General features: G+C 62.5%; 23 protein-coding genes. 9 read left to right on the top strand and 14 right to left on the bottom strand.

The annotated features are described in order from the left end of the window. Positions 1-5 precede the first annotated feature (5 nt). On the top strand, positions 6-719 hold the full coding sequence (locus NCR93_RS03245) for a pseudouridine synthase (protein WP_008351140.1): 714 nt from the start codon (positions 6-8) through the stop codon (positions 717-719). 122 nt (positions 720-841) lie between these two features. Continuing rightward, positions 842-1018: a hypothetical protein gene (locus NCR93_RS03240; protein ID WP_008351142.1), complete on the top strand. Its 177-nt coding sequence runs from the start codon at positions 842-844 to the stop codon at positions 1016-1018. Here NCR93_RS03240 and NCR93_RS03235 read toward each other — a convergent pair. Beyond that, a complete protein-coding gene (locus NCR93_RS03235; RefSeq protein WP_008351144.1) occupies positions 1015-2028 on the bottom strand; it encodes an NAD-dependent epimerase/dehydratase family protein in 1014 nt (337 codons plus the stop codon). The genes NCR93_RS03240 and NCR93_RS03235 overlap by 4 nt on opposite strands. 86 nt (positions 2029-2114) lie before the next feature. On the opposite strand from NCR93_RS03235, the gene NCR93_RS03230 reads away from it, so the two are divergent. From NCR93_RS03230 to NCR93_RS03220, 3 genes are all read left to right on the top strand, one after another. Further along, positions 2115-3146 (top strand): CDP-6-deoxy-delta-3,4-glucoseen reductase, encoded by a 1032-nt coding sequence (locus NCR93_RS03230; RefSeq protein ID WP_034472949.1) that lies wholly within the window; start codon positions 2115-2117, stop codon positions 3144-3146. A 276-nt stretch (positions 3147-3422) separates the two neighbouring features. Beyond that, positions 3423-4607: an acetylornithine transaminase gene (locus NCR93_RS03225; protein WP_008351147.1), complete on the top strand. Its 1185-nt coding sequence runs from the start codon at positions 3423-3425 to the stop codon at positions 4605-4607. Further along, on the top strand, positions 4604-5026 hold the full coding sequence (locus NCR93_RS03220) for a GNAT family acetyltransferase (protein ID WP_175982808.1): 423 nt from the start codon (positions 4604-4606) through the stop codon (positions 5024-5026). Before NCR93_RS03225 ends, NCR93_RS03220 begins: the two co-directional genes overlap by 4 nt. Before the next feature lie 61 nt (positions 5027-5087). Here the strand turns inward: NCR93_RS03220 and NCR93_RS03215 are convergent, their stop codons facing one another. The 9 genes from NCR93_RS03215 to NCR93_RS03175 all read right to left on the bottom strand — a co-directional run bounded on the left by NCR93_RS03215 (position 5088) and on the right by NCR93_RS03175 (position 13861). Then, a complete protein-coding gene (locus NCR93_RS03215) occupies positions 5088-5798 on the bottom strand; it encodes a hypothetical protein (protein WP_175982809.1) in 711 nt (236 codons plus the stop codon). Positions 5799-6280: 482 nt separating this feature from the next. Beyond that, a complete protein-coding gene (locus NCR93_RS03210) occupies positions 6281-6751 on the bottom strand; it encodes a hypothetical protein (protein WP_239295373.1) in 471 nt (156 codons plus the stop codon). 159 nt (positions 6752-6910) lie between these two features. Further along, positions 6911-7615 carry an ABC transporter ATP-binding protein gene (locus tag NCR93_RS03205; protein ID WP_502799846.1) on the bottom strand — a complete coding sequence of 235 codons (705 nt, stop codon included), beginning with the start codon at positions 7613-7615 and terminating at the stop codon, positions 6911-6913. A gap of 18 nt (positions 7616-7633) precedes the next feature. Continuing rightward, a complete protein-coding gene (locus tag NCR93_RS03200) occupies positions 7634-8410 on the bottom strand; it encodes an ABC transporter ATP-binding protein (RefSeq protein ID WP_008351156.1) in 777 nt (258 codons plus the stop codon). A gap of 17 nt (positions 8411-8427) precedes the next feature. After that, on the bottom strand, positions 8428-9597 hold the full coding sequence (locus NCR93_RS03195) for an ABC transporter permease subunit (protein WP_008351157.1): 1170 nt from the start codon (positions 9595-9597) through the stop codon (positions 8428-8430). A gap of 24 nt (positions 9598-9621) precedes the next feature. Next, positions 9622-10572 (bottom strand): branched-chain amino acid ABC transporter permease, encoded by a 951-nt coding sequence (locus NCR93_RS03190; protein WP_008351160.1) that lies wholly within the window; start codon positions 10570-10572, stop codon positions 9622-9624. A gap of 212 nt (positions 10573-10784) precedes the next feature. Continuing rightward, complete coding sequence (locus NCR93_RS03185; RefSeq protein ID WP_008351162.1) at positions 10785-12011, bottom strand: branched-chain amino acid ABC transporter substrate-binding protein; 1227 nt, start codon at positions 12009-12011, stop codon at positions 10785-10787. Between the two features lie 429 nt (positions 12012-12440). Further along, the gene (ispH, locus tag NCR93_RS03180; RefSeq protein ID WP_008351164.1) at positions 12441-13403 is read right to left on the bottom strand and encodes a 4-hydroxy-3-methylbut-2-enyl diphosphate reductase; all 963 of its coding nucleotides are present in this window, start codon (positions 13401-13403) and stop codon (positions 12441-12443) included. Between the two features lie 2 nt (positions 13404-13405). Next, complete coding sequence (locus tag NCR93_RS03175) at positions 13406-13861, bottom strand: FKBP-type peptidyl-prolyl cis-trans isomerase (protein ID WP_008351167.1); 456 nt, start codon at positions 13859-13861, stop codon at positions 13406-13408. A 204-nt stretch (positions 13862-14065) separates the two neighbouring features. Between NCR93_RS03175 and radC the strand changes: the two genes are divergently transcribed. The 4 genes from radC (at position 14066) to nadB (ending at position 17232) form a co-directional block, all read left to right on the top strand. Continuing rightward, positions 14066-14815 (top strand): RadC family protein, encoded by a 750-nt coding sequence (gene radC / locus NCR93_RS03170; RefSeq protein WP_008351169.1) that lies wholly within the window; start codon positions 14066-14068, stop codon positions 14813-14815. Between the two features lie 216 nt (positions 14816-15031). Further along, positions 15032-15265, top strand: a complete 234-nt coding sequence (gene rpmB, locus NCR93_RS03165) for a 50S ribosomal protein L28 (RefSeq protein ID WP_008351171.1) — start codon at positions 15032-15034, stop codon at positions 15263-15265. An 11-nt stretch (positions 15266-15276) separates the two neighbouring features. After that, complete coding sequence (rpmG, locus tag NCR93_RS03160; protein ID WP_007180630.1) at positions 15277-15444, top strand: 50S ribosomal protein L33; 168 nt, start codon at positions 15277-15279, stop codon at positions 15442-15444. A gap of 189 nt (positions 15445-15633) precedes the next feature. After that, a complete protein-coding gene (nadB, locus tag NCR93_RS03155; protein WP_008351184.1) occupies positions 15634-17232 on the top strand; it encodes an L-aspartate oxidase in 1599 nt (532 codons plus the stop codon). Here the strand turns inward: nadB and nadC are convergent. The 4 genes from nadC to NCR93_RS03135 all read right to left on the bottom strand — a co-directional run bounded on the left by nadC (position 17229) and on the right by NCR93_RS03135 (position 22144). After that, complete coding sequence (gene nadC / locus NCR93_RS03150) at positions 17229-18101, bottom strand: carboxylating nicotinate-nucleotide diphosphorylase (RefSeq protein ID WP_175982810.1); 873 nt, start codon at positions 18099-18101, stop codon at positions 17229-17231. The two genes, nadB and nadC, sit on opposite strands and share 4 nt — an antisense overlap. After that, positions 18101-19228, bottom strand: a complete 1128-nt coding sequence (gene nadA, locus NCR93_RS03145) for a quinolinate synthase NadA (protein ID WP_034472958.1) — start codon at positions 19226-19228, stop codon at positions 18101-18103. Before nadA ends, nadC begins: the two co-directional genes overlap by 1 nt. 115 nt (positions 19229-19343) lie before the next feature. Then, positions 19344-20540 carry a DesA family fatty acid desaturase gene (locus NCR93_RS03140; RefSeq protein ID WP_175982811.1) on the bottom strand — a complete coding sequence of 399 codons (1197 nt, stop codon included), beginning with the start codon at positions 20538-20540 and terminating at the stop codon, positions 19344-19346. Between the two features lie 239 nt (positions 20541-20779). Further along, positions 20780-22144, bottom strand: coding sequence for a mechanosensitive ion channel family protein (locus tag NCR93_RS03135; RefSeq protein ID WP_175982812.1), 1365 nt, complete (start codon positions 22142-22144; stop codon positions 20780-20782). Position 22145 lies beyond the last annotated feature (1 nt).

Genomic DNA, 22145 nt, shown 5'->3' with positions numbered 1-22145 from the left:
ATCCGATGGACCTCGAAACCCTCCTCTTCTCCCAAGGCTTCGGGTCGCGCCGCCAGTGCCGCGGCATCGTGGCCGAAGGCCGCCTGCGCATCGCGGGCATCGTGCGCGACGATCCGCACGCCCATCTCCCCGTCACGCCCGGTCTCGAATTCGAAGTCGACGATCATCTCTGGACGTATCGCGAGAAGGCGTACATCGCGCTCAACAAGCCCGCGGGCTACGAATGCTCGCGCGATCCGCAGCATCATCTGAGCGTGTTTCATCTGCTGCCGCCGCAACTCGCCGAGCGCGGCGTGCAGGCCGTCGGCCGACTCGACCAGGACACGACCGGCCTGCTGCTGCTTTCCGACGACGGCGCGTTCGTGCACGCGTTCACGTCGCCCAAGCGCAAGGTGCCGAAGGTCTATCTCGCGACCGTGCGTCATCCGCTCGACGGTCTGCAACTCGCGAAGTTGCGCGAAGGCGTGCTGCTGCACGGCGAGCCGAAACCGAGCGCCGCGCTCGCCGCCAAACAACGCGGCGAACGGCTGCTCGAACTCACCGTGCTCGAAGGCAAATACCATCAGGTCAAGCGCATGGTCGCGGCCGCGGGCAACCGCGTGGAGAAGCTGCATCGCGAGCGGGTCGGCGGTTATGCGTTGCCCGACACGCTCGTCGAAGGCGCATGGCGCTGGCTCGAAGACGCCGATCTCGCCGCGTTGCGAAACACTTCGCATTGAGCATGCAAATCGGTGAATCCCCTCACCGGCGGACGCTGCGATGCAGCATGCCTTCCACGTTTCGTACTCTTATACTGGTCTAACGGATACCAAAATGATTACGAAAAAAGCAGGAGGGCATCATGGTCTCCCAATCGGCCGTTGCGCTGGTAGCGTTCGTCGCGCTGTGCGCAGTCCTCATCGGGGTGCTGGGCTTCGTCATGCACATGCGCCACAAGTATTCGCCGAATCTCATCGGCGCATTGATCGGCGCGTTGATGTGCTTCGTTCTGCTCGAAACGATTCCGGCGCTGATCTAACGCCGCGCGTTCTGCTTTAGGAACGCGTCGACCGTCGGATGGCGCAGCACGTAGCCCAGTTCGCGCTTCAGGCGCGTGTTGGCGAGCCGCCGCGATTCGCGCATGAACGAAAGCGTGACCGGCTCCAGGCGCGTTTGCGCTTCGCTGCGCGAAATGCGCGGCACGCGCGTCAGGCCGTAGGCATCGGCCACGCGGTCGAAGTAATCCGCCATGCGCAAATCCGTGTCGTCCGACGCGTTCACGACGCGCTGCGCACGCCCGCGCGCGAGCGCACGCACGAGAATGGCCGCGAGGTCGTCGGCGTGAATGTGGTTCGTGTAGACGTCGTCCGGTTCGGCGAGCGCGGGCATGCCCTTTTCGATGCGCGCGATCGGCAGGCGGTTGGCCGCGTAAATGCCCGGAATCCGCACGATCGACACCCGCCAGCCGCTTTTCACGCCCGCCGCGCGCAACTGCCGCTCCGCCGACACGCGCCGCCGCGCGCGTTCGTTCGCAGGCCGCGCAGGCCGCGTTTCGTCGATCCACGCGCCGGCGCAATCGCCATAAACGCCGGTCGTGCTCGCATAGACGAAACGCGTGCGCTGCCCGTCCCGGCGCTTCGCGGCCGCACGAAGACCGTCGGGTACAATGAAAGATGTTTTTCCGGCGCGATCCGCATGCAGCCAATGGCTTGCGGCGGCGCGCGCCACCGAGCGGCGCGGTCTGCGCAGCGCGGCGATCAGCGCGCGCGTGCGGCGGTCCGAGTCGCCGTCGCGCTGAGGCGGCGCGAGATGCAGCACGTCGCGTGCGAGGCCGGCGAGCCTTGCGAGGCTGCGGCGCACATCGAGATCGCCGGAAATGGGCGTCGCGCCGGCCGCGCGCAATTCGCCGGCGCGTTCAGGATGATGCGTGAGCGCGACGACGCGGGGCGCAGCGGCGCGCGCATGCAGAAGCGGCAACGCGCGCATGCCGACATCGCCGCATCCGACGATCAGGACGCGCGCGCGGCGAAGGTTTCGAGTGGCGATCATCGGAGCATTTTATCCGTCGCCTGAAACCCGCGTGCGGCGTCCGAAAAGACTCACGAGACAACTCCACACATCGCAGAAATCGATCTATGGCTTTCAACGTAACGCTCCGGCAAAGCGGCCGGCAGTTTCAAGTAGAACCCGACGAACCGGTGCTGACCGCCGCGTTGCGCCAGGGCATCGGCCTGCCGTACGGTTGCAAGAACGGTGCGTGCGGTTCGTGCAAGGGCGCCGTCGTGAGCGGCGAGGTCGAGCAGGCGCCGCATTCGTCGTCGGCACTGTCGAACGACGAAAAGACGCGCGGCATGGCCCTCTTCTGTTGCGCGACCGCGCAGACGGATTTGACCATCGACGTGCGCGAAGTCGCGGGCGTCGGCGACGTCCAGGTGAAAAAGCTGCCGTGCCGCGTGAACGCGCTCGAACGCAAAGCCGACGACGTCATCGAACTGAAGCTGCAACTGCCCGCGAACGAACGCCTGCAGTATTACGCGGGCCAGTACATCGAATTCATCCTCAAGGACGGCAAGCGCCGCAGCTATTCGATGGCGAGCCCGCCGCATCACGAAGGGCCGCTCGAACTGCACATTCGCCACATGCCGGGCGGCACGTTCACGGATCACGTCTTCGGCGCGATGAAAGAGCGCGACATCTTGCGCTTCGAAGGCCCGCTCGGCACGTTCTTCCTGCGTGACGAGTCCGACAAGCCGATCGTTCTGCTCGCTTCGGGCACGGGTTTCGCGCCGATCAAGGCGATCATCGAACATGCGGTCTTCAAGAATCTGAATCGCCCGATGACGCTTTATTGGGGCGGCCGCCGCAAGAAGGATCTCTACATGATGTCGCTCGCCGAACAGTGGGCGCGCGAGATTCCGAATTTCAAGTTCGTGCCGGTGCTCTCCGAACCCGACGCCGGCGACGCCTGGACGGGCCGCACGGGCTTCGTTCATCGGGCTGTCATCGAAGATCTGCCAGACTTGAGCGGCTATCAGGTGTACGCGTGCGGCGCGCCCGTGATGGTGGAATCGGCGCAGCGCGACTTCACGCAGCATCATCGGCTGCCGGAGGACGAGTTCTACGCGGATTCGTTCACGAGCGCGGCAGATCTCGCGCATCCCGTGTGAGCTTGCACACAACGTGCACGCGGACAAAAAATCCACGTGCACGGTTTACAGGCGGCAACCGCTTAACGTATCCTTCGCGAATGCTCAAAACCCTGAACGCACTTCGACGTCGCCGCTCGCCGCTTCCCTAGGGATGCCGCTGGCTCGTCACGCATTGCGCTCACGGTTCGGTCTTGTCGAAGCGTACGAAATGAAGCCACGGAAATCCGTGGCTTTTGTTTTTTTCCGCATCGTTTTCCTCTTTTTCTCGCACTAGCCTTCGTGGAGCCCGCTGTCATGAATTTCAATGAGTACCCCGTTGATTCGCTGATGTACATCACGAACCGTCCCGAGATCGTGTTCACGCATGGCAAGGGTTCCTGGCTCTACGACAACACGGGCAAGCGCTATCTCGACTTCATCCAGGGCTGGGCGGTGAACTCGCTCGGCCACTGCAACGAAGGCATGATCGAGGCGATGGAAAAGCAGGCGCGCACGCTGATCAACCCGTCGCCCGCGTTCTACAACGCGCCGATGGCGCAGCTCGCCGGCCTGCTCACCGCGAACAGTTGCTTCGACAAGGTGTTCTTCGCCAACAGCGGCGCGGAAGCGAACGAAGGCGCGATCAAGCTCGCGCGCAAGTGGGGCAAGAAGTTCAAGAACGGCGCGTACGAGATCATCACGTTCGACCACAGCTTCCACGGCCGCACGATCGCGACGATGTCCGCGAGCGGCAAGGCCGGCTGGGACACGATCTACGCACCGCAAGTGCCGGGCTTTCCGAAGGCCGATCTGAACGATATCGCGTCGGTCGGGAAGCTCATCAACGAGAAGACCGTGGGCGTGATGCTCGAGCCGATTCAGGGCGAAGGCGGCGTGATTCCCGCGACGCGCGAATTCATGCAGCAACTGCGCGAATTGACGAAGAAGCACAACATCCTGCTCATCGTCGATGAAGTGCAAAGCGGATGCGGCCGCGCGGGAACGCTGTTCGCGTACGAGCTGTCGGGCGTCGAGCCGGACATCATGACGCTCGGCAAGGGCATCGGCGGCGGCGTGCCGCTCGCGGCGCTCCTGTCGAAGGCGGACGTCGCGTGCTTCGATGCGGGCGATCAGGGCGGCACCTACAACGGCAATCCGCTGATGACGGCGGTCGGCTACTCGGTGATTTCGCAACTCGTCGCGCCGGGCTTTCTCGAAGGCGTGCGCGAGCGCGGCGAGTATCTGAAGCAGGAACTGCTGAAGCTGTCGGACGAGCGCGGCTTCAAGGGCGAGCGCGGCGAAGGTTTGCTGCGCGCGTTGCTGCTCGACAGCGACAAGGGTCCGCAAATCGTCGAGAAGGCGCGTCTGATGCAGCCCGACGGCCTCCTCCTCAACGCGGCGCGCCCGAATTTGCTGCGCTTCATGCCCGCGCTCAACGTGACGAAGGACGAGATCGACCAGATGATGACGATGCTGCGTTCGGTGCTCGATTCGCTGTGATCATCCGCACTTTCGATGCAGGCGATCGCGACGCCGTGATCGCCCTGTGGCGCGATGTGTTTCCGGAGTACGCGGACGCATCGCGGCCGCAGCGCGATCCGGCGCTGTCGATCGAGAACAAGATGCGCACGCAACCGGAGCTGTTCTTCGTCGGCTCGATGGATGGCGAAGTGATCGGCACGGTGATGGCCGGTTACGACGGGCATCGCGGCTGGGTGTATTCGCTTGCTGTCACGCCTGCGCTGCGCGGCCGCGGATACGGCAGTGCGTTGATGAAGCACGCGGAAGCGGCGTTGACGAAGCTCGGCTGCCCGAAGGTGAATCTGCAGATTTTGTCGTTCAAGACGGAGCTGCGCGGGTTCTATGAAAGGCTCGGGTATCGGATGGATGAAGTGGTGAGTTTGGGGAAGCGGCTTTGACGCGCGAACTCAGGCTGGACGCTTCGACAAGGCCGCTATCTTTCTCAGATGTCGACCAGGTTCAACAAGAAAAGCAGATTTGAGGCATCTCGTCGACGGCCGCTGCGCGTCTTTGCTTTCTTTGCGGATTGCGCGCCGCATCTTCTACCGACGAGCCGCGCACCTTGAACGACGGATTGGGTTCGATCGAAATGTTGCGAAAGACCACGTCCGTTGTGCCGCTTTCTTCCCTGTATTTCAGCGTCAGGTCTACGTTGTAATCAGTGAGCCAAACGCCGTCGTACTCCACGACGAATCCGCTCTGCGTCGCTACTGAGCAGTGGGTTTCGACTGCGGAGCCGGTGAGCGAAGCAAACACGTCGAACGCCGGTTTTGTGTTTCCGACCCGGCACTGCATGCGCTTTTCGCCCTTTCGGGAAGGCTGAGGAACGGACATATCAAATTCCGCCCCTTTGACCAGGGTCTGTGGGGTCGCGCGGATCGCAGTGCTATCCTTGAGGTTCGCCATGCCGATCTGGCTATCGCCCCACAGTTCCTGAGAACGCAGGTCCGCCATTCGGTAGTAGGTCCGGAAATAGGCCCATGTAACCGCACTATCTCCAGCGGTCGTGACGCTTTGCTCCGAAACGACACCATTGTCGTGACGGTTCACAAGAGTTGACGTGAAGGGCACACGCTTCAGTGGTGAGCGTGAATCGACCCAATCTGCTTCGATGATCAGTCGCTTGTAGGGAAGAATCTGGCTGCCCTTAGCGGGAAGACCGCGTTGCACCACCTCGCCATAGCTTCGAAAAGTATTGGCGCAGCATCGCGCCCTGCGGCGAATCCGGGTCGATACCTGATGATGCAAGCCGCGAGTTGAAGTCCGCCAAGTCTCTCGTCTCGGCGGATACGGGTGCGATCGGTTGAGTCTGTCCTGTCGCCGTCGCTATCGAGAGGAAAGCGAAGGCAGCCAAGAGCCAACGTATGATTTTCAAGCGTTGCATATATTCTTATCTGATCTGAGAGGTTCGAATGTGAATGGCCGAGCGAAAGGCGATGCAAGGCTCGCGATCATTGCGAAGTTGAATTCGAATCCGTGTCAACTCTCGCGTCGGCACATTTGGCAGCGCGTGTCACAGCGACGGGTTCATCCATGTCATGGCCGTCGATAAGACGAACGGATATCCAGCACTGCCTGCCCTTCATCTCGAGAAACGCATCGTAGTCACGGCCCGCAACCGGACTGAAAGTCACACGCGGTGGAGTACACCATCAATGGGCGTTACCCGCACTGCCGCTCGTTCCCATGCTCAGGACAATCGGCTGGCCGCCCGCCACCACATACTCTCTGATGGAATCCTTGAACTCCAGGCCGTCGACTCGCATGAACTCGCGCGGGCTCGGCGGCATGCCGATAACCTCGCTCCGCGACGAATATTTCCAATTGGCAAAAAAACCGTCGTCACCGGCCACCCATTCAGCTCCCTCGACGGAACCGCCATAACAGGCGTGATTGGGAAGGTACGAGGCAGTGCGCGTTCCGTTGCCGGAGAGAAGTCTGATACGCGCAGAGACCGCGCTATCGTATTCCGGCGCCGCGACGGTCACGTTATGACTGGGCTGCGGAAACAATCCGCAGCCCGTCAGTGCCATCGTGGCTGCGATGAGGAGGTGGCCGCGCTTCGGCAGCTGGCTGAGACTGGAGGTGAACATCGCGCAAAATCCCCGATTCTTGATCGGCATCCTGAGCTTCGATAGTGGGAAGAATCTGAGAAAGCGGGTAATGCGACAGATGACAAGAAAGCGAGAACGATTTGGCGAAGCACCCGTAATCCCGGAAAAGAAAAAAGCCGACTGTCTCGCGACAGTCGGCTCCCTTTCGAGCATCGGACGGTTAAGTCTTCACTCACCCAAATACGCCGCCCTCACCTTCGGATCATCGAGCATGACCTTCGCGTCGCCGGACATCGTCACCGTGCCTGAATCCATCACGTAACCGCGATTCGCCGCCTGCAGCGCGAGACGCGCGTTCTGCTCCACGAGCAGCACCGTCAGCCCTTCCTTCGAGATTTCCCGCACGACTTCGAAGATCTTCTCGACCATGATCGGCGAGAGACCCATCGACGGTTCGTCGAGCAGCAAGAGCTTCGGGCGCGACAGCAGCGCGCGGGCCATCGCGAGCATCTGCTGTTCGCCACCCGACAGCGTGCCCGCGTACTGCGACGCACGTTCCTTCAGACGCGGAAAGAAGCCGAACATGCGCTCCGTGTCCTTCTGAATGCCGTCCGAATCGTTGCGCAGATACGCGCCCATCTGCATGTTCTCGAGAATCGACATGCGCGCGAAGATGCCGCGGCCTTCCGGCACCATCGCGAGGCCGCGCTTGAGCAGTTCGTGCGTCGGCACGCCCTTGATCGACTGGCCCATGTACTCGATATCGCCGCCCGAGTATGGCTTGAGGCCGGTGATGGCCTTCATCGTCGTCGTCTTGCCCGCGCCGTTCGCGCCGATCAGCGTAACCAGTTCGCCCTGCCCGACTTCGAGATCGACACCCTTCACCGCCTGGATGCCGCCGTAATTCACCTGCAGACCCTTGATCTTCAACATTGCGCTTGTGGTCGCCATTTAGTGCACCCCCGCACCCAGATATGCCTCGATCACCTTCGGGTCCTTCTGCACGTCCTGCGGCAGACCTTCGGCGATCACCTTGCCGTAATCGAGCACCGTCATGCGGTTGCACAATCCCATCACGAGTTTCACGTCGTGTTCGATCAGAAGAATCGTCTTGCCGTCCGCGCGGATCTTGTCGAGCAGACGAGTGAGCTCGACCTTCTCCGTCGCGTTCATGCCGGCGGCGGGTTCGTCGAGCGCGAGCAGCTTCGGATCGGTCGCCAACGCGCGCGCGATCTCCAGACGGCGCTGATGCCCGTACGACAGATTGCGCGACGTGTAATCCGCGTATTGCAGCACGCCGACGTATTCCAGCAGTTCGAGCGCGCGCTCCTTGATCTCGCGCTCTTCGCGGCGTTCGGCGGGCGTCTGGAACACCGCGCCGACCAGACCGTGCTTCGTGCGAACGTGACGTCCGACCATCACGTTCTCCAGCGCCGTCATGCCGCCGAAAAGACGAATGTTCTGGAACGTGCGCGCGATGCCCGCCTTCGCCACCTGATAAACCGCCGTCGGGGTGTACGCCTGGCCGTCGAGCTTGAACTCGCCCGAATCCGGCGTGTAGAGACCCGTGATCACGTTGAAGAACGTCGTCTTGCCTGCGCCGTTCGGGCCGATCAGACCGTAGATTTCGCCTTCCTTGATTTCGAGGCGTACGTCGGACAACGCCTGCAAGCCGCCGAAACGCTTGTTGACGCCCGTGACGGAAAGTCGTGTTTGCTTATCGCTCATCTTTCAATCCCCCGCCTTTAAGCACGCACCGGCTTCTTGCCGTTGCGCTTCGCGATCTTCGCGATCTTGTCTTCGTGTTTCGCGGCGGGCCACAGGCCTTCCGAGCGATACAGCATGATCAGCACCATCGCCAGACCGTACAGCAACTGGCGGATGACTTCGGTATCGACAAGCTGATGACCGAAGATGGCGTTCTGCAGCGGACCCATTGTCGTGCGCAGGAATTCGGGGAACACGGCGAGCAGCACCGCGCCGAGAATCACGCCCGGAATATGGCCCATGCCGCCCAGCACCACGCACGCCAGCACGACGATCGACTCCCAGAACGTGAACGATTCCGGCGACACGAAGCCCTGGAACGCACCGAACATCGCGCCCGACAGACCGCCGAACGACGCGCCCATCGCGAATGCGAGCAGCTTCACGTTGCGGGTGTTGATGCCCATCGCCTTCGCGGCGATTTCGTCTTCGCGGATAGCGGCCCACGCGCGGCCGATACGCGAATGCTGAAGACGCGTACACACCCAGATCACGAACAGCGCGCACAGCACGAACAGGTAGTAGTACAGGTACACCGACGGGAATTTGAAGCCGAAGAACTCGTGCGTCTGCGCGAGGCTGTAGCCGCCGACGTGCACCGGATCGATACCCGTGATGCCCTTCGGACCGTTCGTGATGTTGACCGGACGATCGAGGTTGTTCATGAAGATCCGGACGATTTCCCCGAAGCCCAATGTCACGATCGCGAGGTAGTCGCCGCGCAGACGCAGCGTCGGTGCGCCGAGCAGCACGCCGAAGGTCGCGGCGAGCGCCATCGCGATCGGCACGATGATGAGGAACGGCACATGCAATCCGTTCGGCGCGAGCGCCGCGATCCACTCGAATTGCGTCGAAAGTTGCGGCGACGACAACAACGCCGCCGTGTAAGCGCCGACCGCGTAGAACGCGATGTAGCCCAGGTCGAGCAGGCCGGCGAAGCCGACCACGACGTTGAGACCCAACGCGAGCATCACGTAGAGCATCGCGAAGTCGAGCACGCGGACCCAGTAGTTGCCGCCCGCTGCGCCGATGACCATCGGCGCGGCAATCACGAACACAGCGGTGAGAATGCCGATGACGAGCGTCTTCGTCATGTTCTTCTCGGGGATGAGCGTCGTGGACGGCTCAATCGGTTGAATCGAAGTCATTTTTTTGAGCTCCTCACACGTTCTTTAAGCGCGGTCCGCGACACGTTCGCCGAGCAGACCCGACGGACGGAACACGAGCACGATGATCAGCACGACGAAGGCGAAGACGTCCTGGTAGTTGGAACCGAAGACCCCGCCCGTCAGATTGCCGATGTAACCGGCGCCCAACTGTTCGATGAGACCGAGCAGCACGCCGCCCACCATCGCGCCGCCCAGGTTGCCGATGCCCCCCAGCACCGCCGCCGTGAACGCCTTCAGGCCGGGAATGAAGCCCATGTAGAAGTGCGCGTTGCCGTATTCCGACGCGATCATCACGCCCGCCAACGCAGCCAGCGCCGAGCCGATCATGAAGGTCGCGGAAATCACGAAGTTCGGGTTCACGCCCATCAGCGACGCGACGCCCGGGTTCTCGGCGATCGCGCGCATCGCGCGGCCGAGCTTGGTCTTGTGCACGAGGAGCAGCAGGCCGCCCATCACGAGGAACGCGACGACGATGATGACGATTTCGGTCATCGAGATCACCGCGCCCGGACGGGTTTCGTCGGCGGCGATAACGTTGATCGGATCGGTCGGCAGAAGCTGCGGGAAGGCGAGCGGATTGCGGCCCCAGATCATCATCGCGATGGTCTGCAAGAGGATCGAGACGCCGATCGCGGTAATCAGCGGCGCGAGACGCGGCGCCTTGCGCAGCGGCCGGTACGCGACGCGTTCGATGGTGTAACCGACGATCGCGCAGACGATCGCGGCGATAACGAGCGCGATCGTCAGCATGATCGGTCCGGGCAAGCCGGGCGCGTGATTCTGCATGACGCCGATGGCGGAGAGCGCGACCATCGCGCCGACCATCAGCACGTCGCCGTGCGCGAAGTTGATGATGCCGAGAATGCCGTACACCATCGTGTAACCCAACGCGATGATGGCGTAGACGCTGCCAAGCACCAGACCGTTGAGGATCTGCTGGATGAAAATATCCATTTAAAGCTCCTTAGCCCCGTGCGATTCGATAACGCCTTTATCACCGGCCGATAAACCGGTGTGAAGTGAAATCTGAAGCGGCACTGCGCGTACTTTTAAAAAACCGGTAAGGGTTGAGCGCCGATCGTCCGCCCGCGGCCGGATGAGGCTGCGAGCGGTTCACGGACGGATACGAAAACAGCGCCGCCGGATAGCTGGCGCCGCCAGACTGCCTACTGCTTGACGACGTCGAGTACGTCCTTCTTCTTGTCCTTGAAGTCGTACAGCGTGATGGTCCCCGCCTTCAGATCGCCCTTGTCGTCGAATGCGATATGCCCCGTCAGACCGTTGTAGTCGGTCGTGGCAATCGCAGCGAGCACCTTGGGCGCTTCGATGGAGTTCGCACGCTTCATTGCATCGACGATCACGTACATCGCGTCATACGTGAACGGCGCGTAAATCTGCACCGGCGTGTGAAAGCGCGCTTCGTACTTCTTCTCGAAGTCGGCTCCCTTGTCCATCTTCGAAAGCGCGAGCCCCGCCTCCGAGCAGACGATGTTCTGCACCGCGTCGCCCGCGAGCTCGGCCACCTTGTCGGTGCAGACGCCGTCGCCCGCCAGAATCTTCGCCTTGATGCCGAGCGCCGCCGCTTCCTTGGCGAACGGGCCGCCCGTCACGTCCATGCCGCCGTACATCACGACGTCCGGCTGGATGCGCTTGATCTTCGTGAGAATCGCTTTGAAGTTGCGCGCCTTCTCGGTCGTTGCTTCGCGCGCGGCGATCTTCACGCCGCCGGCCTGCGCGCTCTTCGTGAATTCGTCGGCGAGGCCGCGGCCGTAGGCACTCGCGTCGTCGACCACGACGATCTTCTTCGCGTGCAGCGTCTTCATCGCGTAGCCGGCGAGGACCGGGCCCTGCAACGCATCGGTCGCGACGACGCGAAACGTCGTCTTGTAGCCCTGCTTCGTGTACTCGGGATTCGTCGTCGACGGCGAAATCTGCGCGATGCCCGCATCGCTGTAGATCTTCGACGCCGGAATCGACACGCCCGAATTCATGTGGCCGATCACCGCAACCACGTGGTCATCGACGAGCTTCTGCGCGGCTTCGGTGCCGACGCGCGGATCGGCTGCATCGTCCTGGGCGTCGAGCTCGAGGCGGATGGAACGCCCGTCGATGGTCAAGCCTTGCGCGCTGATCTCCTCCAGTGCGAGACGCGCGCCGTTTTCGTTGTCCTTGCCGAGGTGAGCCTGCAGGCCCGTGAGGGGCGCCACATGACCGATCTTCACGACAGTTGCTTCGCTCGCGGGCGCTGGCGCCGGCGCGGACGCAACGGGCACGGCGGCGGAACTCGCTGCCGATGCCGCTGTGCTCGCCCCGCCTTCATCCTTCTTGCCGCATGCGGTTGCCATTGCAACCGCAGCCGCGATGGACACGGCGTGAGCAAACTTGAATCGCATCAAATAGGTCTCCTGCGCCTCTAAAAACTGTCGTCGTGAACCCTTCTGGCCTCAAGACGCGCGCATTGTAACGCTAAATATGAGACGAGCAATATTCTTGCGTGGCGGGGTTTTCCAGCATTGCAACCAGCATTTTCGAGCGATTTTCCGGCTAGAGCGCAACCGGGTTGCGATCCGCATTTGTGCAGCAGTTGCACCACAACGGGAACAGGTTTAATCGATCGGTTCCGACGGTTACGTTTGCTTATCCGATTTACGGGGAAACCCTGAAGGCTTTCGGCGAAATTGCTCGTCGCGGCGCGCGCCCCATATCGGTGCTTACGCTTGGTGTCATCTCTCGCGTGAGGGTTCCGTTTCGATGGCGCCCGATGGGTTTCAAGCGCGAAAAAAAAAGCGCCCGCAGGCGCTTTTTTAGAGGAAGGCCGCTAGTTACTGCGGCAGCGACAGTCCGCGCGGCAGCGGAAACGAGATCGTCTCTTCGATGCCTTCGAGCGAGCGCACGTTGCGCACGCCGAGTTCACGCAGACGCGCGATCACGGCCTGAGCCAGCACTTCCGGCGCCGATGCGCCCGCCGTCACGCCGATGCGCTTCTTGCCTTCCACCCACCGCGGATCGATCTGCGTCGGCGAATCGACCATATAAGAAGGGATGCCGCGCTTCTCAGCGACTTCACGCAGACGGCTCGAATTCGAGCTGTTCGGGCTGCCGACGACGATCACGACGTCGCACTGCGGCGCGAGAAATTTCACCGCGTCCTGGCGATTTTGCGTCGCGTAGCAGATGTCCTGCTTCTTCGGCTCCTTGATCTCGGGATACTTGCTCTTGAGCGCGTCGATGATCGCGGAGGCATCGTCGACCGAAAGCGTCGTCTGCGTCACGTACGCGATGCGCTGCGGATCGGGCAGATCGAGCTTCAGCACGTCGTCGATATCCTCGACGAGATGCATGCCCTCGCCCGACTGGCCCATCGTGCCTTCGACTTCCGGATGACCCTTGTGGCCGATCATCACGATGTCGAAGCCTTCCTGACGCATCTTCGCGACTTCGATATGCACCTTGGTCACGAGCGGGCACGTTGCGTCGAACACGCGCAGGCCGCGCGCCTCCGCTTCGCTGCGCACCGCTTTCGAGACGCCGTGCGCGCTGAAGATCAGTGTCGCGCCTTCGGGCACGTCGGAAAGCTCTTCGATGAAAATCGCGCCCTTCTTGCGCAGATCGGCGACGACATATGCGTTATGCACGATCTCGTGGCGCACGTAGATGGGCGCGCCGAACAGTTTGATCGCGCGCTCGACGATCTCGATCGCGCGATCGACGCCCGCGCAAAACCCGCGCGGCTGCGCGAGCAGGATTTCGACGTCGGTCTGAACTTCGTTGAGGCTTTCAATCATGGTTACAGAATCCCGATGATTTTCACTTCGAAGACGAGCGCCTGGCCCGCGAGCGGGTGATTGAAATCGAACAGTGCCGCCGTTTCGCCGACTTCCTTCAGCACGCCGGCGTAGCGTCCGCCGTTCGGCGCGTTGAATTCGACGAGATCGCCGGGAGAAAAATCCTCGCCGATCATGCTGTTTTCGCGCAGCGTCGCGAGCGACACCCACTGGACCAGTTCCGGATTGCGCGGCCCGAACGCCTGATCCGGCGTTAGCTGAAAGGTCGAATGGTGGCCGACCTTCAGTCCCAGCAAAATCTCTTCCAACGGTTCGGCGAGTTGCCCTGCGCCTAGCAGAAGCGTCGCGGGCTTGTCGGCGAACGTATTGACGATGTCAGCACCATCGGCAAGCGCGAGCCGGTAATGAAGCGTGACGTGCGAACCGGGTTTCACCTCGGAGATATCGATGATGCTCATGAGTATTGGATGTGGCCGTTCGTTTGAAGGCAGGGCGCAGGCCCCGCATGGGGCGGCTCTTCGGCGCGTGGCAGCGAACCGCACGGCGCCCGTGCGAACCGGACGCCAAAACCGCTATTGTAAGACAGAGTTGTGGCAGCACGCGTCACGCGGCTCAGTCCCGTGTGCGCTTGCCCGCACGACACGCGGTCCGGGAGCACCGCGATGAGCGCCGATCTGCGGCTCGTGCCGCCGCTCGTCGCACCCGACGGCGACAGTTTGTCCGCGATCGCGCCTCTCCTGCCGATCCGCAAGTGGGCGCGCGCGGACCGGCCGCGCGAACGCCTGCTCGATACAGGCCCGGCGTCGCTGTCGGACGCGGAACTGTTCGCCTTGTTCCTGCGCACCGGCCTTCCGGGGGCCACGGCCGTCGATGTGGCGCGTCAGCTTCTGCTGCGTTTCGGGTCGCTGCGCGGCGTGCTGGACGCGTCGGCGGCGGAATTGCGCGAACTGCGCGGCATCGGGCCGGCGCGGGCGGCGACGCTCATCGCCGTATCGGAATTGTGCCGGCGCGCGCTCGCCGAGAAGGCGCGCGATCGCGAACTGCTGAACGCGCCGGGCGCGGTGGAAGACTATCTGCGGCTCTTGATCGGCACGCGGCCCTACGAGGTGTTCATCTCTCTGTATCTGGATGCGCGCCATCAGTTGCTGCATGTCGAGGAGTCGGCGCGCGGCTCGCTGACGCGCGTGGCCGTGTATCCGCGTGAGATCGTGCGGCGCGCGCTCACGCTGAACGCGGCGGGGCTCATCGTCGCGCATAATCATCCGTCGGGCGGCGTCGAGCCGAGCGCGAACGACCGGCGACTCACCAAGACGCTGCAGGACGCGCTGACGCTCATCGACGTGCGGCTGCTCGATCACATCGTCGTGGCGGCGAACGAGGTCTTCTCGTTCGCGCGGCATGGCTGGCTGTGACGGCATAAAACGTTTGATATTGCAGCGTTTTTCCTGTTAGAATCCTCGTTTGCTTTTCTCAACCCGCCTGTTCTGAACGAATGCGGCCCTCATTGGCATAACCGTGCTGCCAAGTCCCCGATCGGCAAATTGGGCGATAAGAGGCATCGAAGCTGAAAGCGAGTGCTTTCGATTCGAGCGTTCGTCTCGGACTCAACGTGTATTAGGAGTGTCACCATGGCACGCGTATGCCAAGTAACTGGGAAAGGCCCGATGTCGGGCAACAACGTTTCCCACGCAAACAACAAGACCAAGCGTCGCTTCCTGCCGAACCTGCAGAATCGCCGTTTCTTCGTTGAAAGTGAAAATCGCTGGGTGCGTCTGCGCGTTTCGAACGCCGGCCTGCGCCTGATCGACAAGAACGGTATTGACGCCGTGCTCGCAGACCTGCGCGCACGCGGTGAAATCTAAGGAGCACGCACATGGCCAAGGGCGCACGCGACAAGATCAAGCTGGAATCGACCGCAGGCACGGGTCACTTCTACACGACGACCAAGAACAAGCGCAACATGCCGGAAAAGATGCTGATCAAGAAATTTGATCCGGTCGTCCGCAAGCACGTTGAGTACAAGGAAACCAAGATCAAGTAAGCCGCTTGATTTTTGAGTAGCCTGCACGAAGACAGCAGAAAGCCCCGCACCTCGCGGGGCTTTTTGTTTTCCGGCGCCGCTTTAACACGCTTTGCACACGATCGTGCGGGGGTTTTCGCTGTCACGGAATGTTCATGCGCGTTATGCTTGCCGGCTATCGACGAAGAACACGGACGGAGAACCGGCAGCATGAATTTCGATGTGGCGATCGTAGGAAGCGGCCTCGCGGGTCTGAGCGTCGCGCTCAATCTGGCCGAGACGCGGCGCGTCGCGATTCTCGCGAAGCGCGCGGCGAGCGTCGGCGCGAGCGATTGGGCGCAAGGCGGCATCGCGGCGGTGCTGGACTCCGCCGACAGCGTCGACAATCACGTCGACGATACGCTCGTCGCGGGCGGCGGACTGTGTGACGAAGCCGCGACGCGCTTCATCGTCGAAAACGGGCGCGCCGCGATCGAATGGCTCATCGACGAAGGCGTGCCCTTCACGCGCGATGTCTCCGCCGAACTCGGCTTCCATCTGACGCGCGAAGGCGGTCACAGTCATCGCCGCATCATCCACGCCGCCGACGCGACCGGCCACGCGGTGGTCACGACGCTTTCCGAACGCGTGCGCAACCATCCGAACATCACCGTCCTCGAAGATCACTACGCGATCGACCTGATCACGTCCGACCGTCTCGGGCTGCCCGGCCATCGCTGTCACGGCCTCTACGCGCTCGATCTGAACTCGGGCCGCACCGTGACGATCCAGGCGCCGCACACCGTTCTCGCGACAGGCGGCGCGGGCAAGGTCTATCTCTATACGACCAATCCCGACACCGCGACCGGCGACGGCATCGCAATGGCGTGGCGCGCGGGTTGCCGCGTCGCGAACATGGAGTTCATCCAGTTCCATCCGACGTGCCTCTTCCATCCGTATGCGAAGTCGTTTCTGATCTCCGAAGCGGTGCGCGGCGAAGGCGGCGTGCTGCGTCTGCCGGACGGCACGCGCTTCATGCCCGCGCACGACGAGCGCGCCGAACTCGCGCCGCGCGATATCGTCGCGCGCGCGATCGACTTCGAGATCAAGAAGCGTGGCATCGATTGCGTGTATCTCGACATCAGCCACCAGCCGCGCGCGTTTCTCGAAGAGCACTTTCCGACGATCCTCGCGCGCTGCGCCGAATTCGGCATCGATATCGCGAAGGAGCCGATTCCCGTCGTGCCCGCCGCCCATTACACCTGCGGCGGCGTCGTCACGGACCTCGCGGGGCGCACGGATCGTCCGGGGCTGTATGCGGTCGGCGAGACGTCGTACACGGGTCTGCACGGCGCGAACCGGCTCGCGAGCAATTCCCTGCTGGAATGCCTCGTGATCGGGCGCGCGGCGGCGCAGGCGATCGAAGCGGACGGCTTCTCGAATGGTTGTCACGCCCAACTGCCCGACTGGGACGAAAGCCGCGTGTCCGATCCGGACGAGGAAGTCGTCGTCGCGCACAATTGGGACGAGCTGCGCCGCCTGATGTGGAATTACGTCGGCATCGTGCGCACGGACAAGCGCCTTGCGCGCGCGCAACATCGCATCGCGCTGCTGCGCGACGAGATTCACGAGTACTACGCCAACTTCAAGGTGAGCCGCGATCTGCTGGAACTGCGCAATCTCGTCGATGTGGCGTCGCTGATCGTCGAAAGCGCGTGCTCGCGCCGCGAGAGCCGCGGCCTGCACTACAGCCGCGACTGGCCCGCGACCTTGCCGAAAGCGCTGCCGACGGTGCTGATGCCGCCGGCCGCGCGCCGCACGAGCCTTTAGAGCAGACGCATCGAGAAATCGGTCGCGCGCAGGTCTTTTGTGAGCGCGCCGATGGAAATGCGATCGACGCCCGTGTCCGCGATCGCGCGCACCGTGTCGAAGTTCACGCCACCCGACACTTCGAGCAACGCGCGCCCGGCCGTGATGCGCACCGCGTCGCGCATCATGTCGAGCGTGAAGTTGTCGAGCAGGATCGATTCGGCCCGATGTGCGAGCGCCGTCTCGAGTTGCTCCAGCGTTTCGACCTCGATCTGAATCGGCACGCCCGCCTTCAGCGCGAGCGCCGCATCCATCGCCGCGCCGACGCCGCCCGCCGCTGCGATATGGTTTTCCTTGATGAGAATGCCGTCGTAGAGCGCGAGGCGCTGATTCGCGCCGCCGCCGACGCGCACCGCGTATTTCTGCGCGAGCCGCAAGCCCGGCAGCGTCTTGCGTGTGTCCAGAATCCGTGCGCGCGCGCCTTCGATCGCGTCGACATAGCGGCGCGTGGCGGTCGCGACGCCCGACAGCAATTGCAGGAAGTTGAGGCCGTTGCGCTCCGCCGTCAGAAGCGAGCGCGCCGGGCCGTGCAGCAGTACGACCGTCGAGTTGGCCGCCATGCGATCGCCTTCGCGATACTGCCATTCGACTTCGATCGTCGGATCGACGCGGCGCATGACTTCGTCGAACCAAGGCGCGCCGCACAGCACCGCTTCCTCGCGCACGATGATGCGCGCGGTGCGGCGGGCGTCGGCGGGCACGAGGCGCCCGGTGTGATCGCCCGTGCCGACGTCTTCTTCGAGCGCATCGACGACATTGCGGCCGAGCGCATCGTCGAATGCTTCGCCGTATTGCTTGCGGACTTCCTCGAAAATCGCCGGATACGTCATCACGCGGCTCCCACGTTCGAAAACAGCGTTCCGTCCTTGGCGAGATCGCCGCTCGCCTGCACGCGTTTCTTGTGACGCGCCGCGAAGTCGAGCATGCGATCGATCGGCACGCGCGCGCGCTGCCCGATGGCCGGATCGACGTGAATCTCGTTGTGACCGCGTTCGAGCACGTCGGCGAGATTGGCGAGACCGTTCATCGCCATCCACGGACAGTGCGCGCAGCTCTTGCAGGTCGCGCTGTTCCCGGCGGTCGGCGCTTCGATGAAAATCTTGCCGGGCGCGGCGAGCCGCATCTTGTGCAGGATGCCGAGGTCCGTCGCGACGATGAAGCGCTTCGCGTCCAGCTTCACCGCGGCGTCGATGAGTTGCGTGGTCGAGCCGACGACATCCGCGAGCGCGACGACGCCTTCCGGCGATTCCGGGTGCACGAGGATTTTCGCGTCGGGATATTCGTTGCGCAGCAAATCGAGCTCGATGCCCTTGAACTCGTCGTGGACGAGACATGAACCTTGCCACAGCAGCATGTCCGCGCCGGTCTTCTTCTGGATATAGCTGCCGAGGTGACGATCCGGCGCCCACAGAATTTTTTCGCCGCGCGCGTGTAGATCGGCGACGATTTCAAGCCCGATCGACGATGTGACCATCCAGTCCGCGCGCGCCTTCACGGCCGCGCTCGTGTTCGCGTACACGACGACCGTGCGGTCCGGATGCGCGTCGCAGAATGCTGAGAATTCGTCGGCCGGGCAGCCGAGGTCGAGCGAGCAGGTCGCGTCGAGGTCGGGCATCAGCACGCGTTTGTCCGGACTCAGAATCTTGGCCGTCTCGCCCATGAAACGCACGCCCGCGACGACCAGCGTTTTCGCAGCATGATCGCGGCCGAAACGCGCCATTTCGAGCGAGTCGGCAACGCAGCCGCCAGTTTCGTCGGCGAGTTCCTGGAGCTCAGCGTCGACATAATAGTGCGCGACGAGCACGGCTTCTTCGCGCTTGAGCAACGCGCGAATGCGCTCCTTCAACTCGCGCTTCCGTTCGGCCGACGGTGCGTCCGGCACGCGCGCCCACGCTTCGCCCACTCCACACGTCAGGCCTTGCGGCCGGTCGTACTCGACGCTCCTGATCGCTTCCATGTCCCTGTCCCCTGCTCCGTGCCAACAACGTAACGCAAGAATCGGCTGCACAAAAACAAAGACCCCGCCAGAGCGGGGTCTTGTGACGTCCTTAAATTTTAACGGATATCGCGCGTCAGGCGTAGCGGCGCAGACGCAACGCGAAGTCCTGCAGCGCCTTGATGCCGCTTTCTTCCGCGCGATGGCACCAGTCCTGCAATTGCGTGACGAGTTGCTCGCGCGATGCGTTGGAGCGATCCCACATTGCCGACAGATCCTTGCGCAGCTCGATGAACGTGCGCAGCTTCTGATTATCCGAAGTCAGCTCCGGCAGTTGCTTCAACTGCGGCTCGTTCAGGCCGTCTTCTTCCTTGTGGAACCACTTGCGCGCACCGCGCATCAACTGATACTTCTCGCGCGCGCCGGCCTCCTTCAGCTTCGCCAGTTCCTGCGCGTAGGCGTGCTTGAGCGTCTTGCCGTAGCGCGCCATCACTTCGTAGCGGTTGGCGAGCACGGCCTGCAGCGTGTCCTGATCGACGACGGCCTTGCTGGCGGCGAGCTTCGGCGTCGGCGCGACCTTCTTGACCTTCGCGAGGCCGACCATCGACATCATGCGGATGTACAGCCAGCCGATGTCGAACTCGTACCACTTGCTCGACAGCTTCGCGGACGTCGCGAACGTGTGATGGTTGTTATGCAGTTCTTCGCCGCCGATCAGAATGCCGAGCGGGAAGATGTTCGTCGATGCATCCGACGAATTGAAGTTGCGGTAGCCCCACCAGTGCGCGAGACCGTTGACGACGCCCGCCGCCCAGAACGGGATCCAGATCATCTGCACGGCCCAGACCGACAGACCGACGATGCCGAACAGCGCCACGTCGATGACCATCATGATGCTGATGCCCAGGATCGGATAACGCGTGTAGACGTTGCGTTCCATCCAGTCGTTCGGCGTGCCGTGACTGAACTTGCGCATGGTTTCTTCGTTTTTCGCTTCCGCGCGATAAAGCTCCGCGCCTTCGAGCAGCACCTTCCAGATGCCGCGCGTCTGCGGGCTGTGCGGATCTTCTTCGGTTTCGCACTTCGCGTGGTGCTTGCGGTGGATCGCCGCCCACTGGCCGGTCAACATGCCGGTGGTCATCCACAGCCAGAAACGGAAGAAGTGGCTCGCGACCGGATGCAGATCCAGCGCGCGATGCGCCTGGCAACGGTGCAGGTAAATCGTGACGCCGGCGATCGTGACGTGAGTCATCGCAAGCGTGAACAGCAGAATCTGCCACCAGGAGAAGTCCAGCAATCCGTTGGCGAGAAATTCAAGGGAAGAATTCAGCAAGGCAGTTACCTGTGTAGCTGTGAAATTCGGGAAAAATGGCCGGTCGAACAGACTTCGAACAACGCGTTGGGCACATGAAAGGAACGTGCGCAAGTTCGATCGCATTCTACTGCATGCGTTCCAAGTCTTTGTCCTAAAGGTGAAATTTTTTGAATCGTACCAAAACGAGGAAAAACTCACGCCCCGAATTGGTGTTGATTCCGACGCCAAATCGAAAGATTGGTTCTGACGATCAGCGATCAGGCGGCAGGCGCAGCGCTTTCACCGCCGCTTCCGGCATTAAGTACCGATTCGCCGCCCGGGCGGGGCACGCCGTCGATAATCCTTATCTCGCGCTGAGCGTACGGGATTTCAATGCCATGCTCGCAGAATAACCGCCAAACCGCCCGATTTACGTGCGACTTTACGCCGCCTGTACCTTTGGCGGCCTCTTCGATCCAGAAGCTCAGTTCGAGATTGATTCCGTCCGCGCCGAAGCTCGCGAGCAGTGCCGCGGGCGCCGGGTCCTGCAACACGCGCTCGACGCCCTGCGTTGCTTCGACGAGCAACTGCATCGCGCGTTCGACGTCGCAGCGATAGCTCACCTGCACCGCGATCTTCGCGTTGCCGCGCGTGAGAAACGACGAATGGTTCTGCACCACGTCGGTGATGAGCTTTTCGTTCGGAATCAGCGTTTCGATGCCGTCGAGGCCGCGCACCACCGTGTATCGGGTGCGAATCTGCGTGACCGTGCCCTGATTTCCGCTGACATTGATCATGTCACCGAGCCGCAAGGAGCGGTCCAGCAGAATGATGAAGCCCGATACGTAATTGCTCGCGATCTTCTGCAAGCCGAAGCCCAGCCCGACGCCGAGCGCGCCGCCGAACACGCCGAGCACCGTGATGTCGATGCCGACGATCGACAAGCTCACCAGAATGGCGGCGAGGATCATCAGCGCGCGGCCGACGCGCGCGAGCACCACTTTGAGATTCGCGTCGAGCGAGCGGGCGCGCATCAGGCGGTCGTCGAGCAGCGCGCCCGCCCACATCGCGACGATCAGCGTCACGCACACCCACAGCACGCCCGAGGCGAGCGAGAGCAGCGTCATGTGCGCGTTCGCGAAGTTGAAGCGCACGCTCGCCATCCAGTGGACGACGTCGTCCTGAATGCCCATGACGGTGAGCACCATCGTCACCCAGACGATCACGGTGACGAGTTTCTCGAAGAGATACAGCAGCGCGTTCGCCTCGTGCTCCGTCTGGCCGCGGCTGAACACGCGCCGCGCGACGTAGAGCATCGTGTAGATGACGGTGATGCCGCACAGCGGCACGAGCGCGAGCCGCAACAGCGACGTATGGATGAAGGGCGCGAGCACGACCTGCGCGATCGACACGAAAACCGTGCCGAGCAACGGAAACAGCGCCTTGTTGAGACTTTCCGCGCCGAAGCGCACGGCTTCGAAACGCGACTGGCGGCGCGCATCGAGCTTCTTGCGAAGCAGACGCGCGCACCACCACGCCACTACGAGCAGGCCGACGAGCGCGGCCACCTGCCAGATCACTTCCGGCTCGCCGAAATCGCGGAAGAGCCGCGCGGAGAGTTCGTTCAGGAAGTGGTTCTGCATT

It is taken from the genome of Caballeronia sp. ATUFL_F1_KS39 (assembly GCF_023630985.1).
Classification (GTDB): domain Bacteria; phylum Pseudomonadota; class Gammaproteobacteria; order Burkholderiales; family Burkholderiaceae; genus Caballeronia; species Caballeronia zhejiangensis.
Note: the sequence above shows the minus strand (reverse complement) of the source record. Positions and strands in the feature narration are given on the sequence as shown.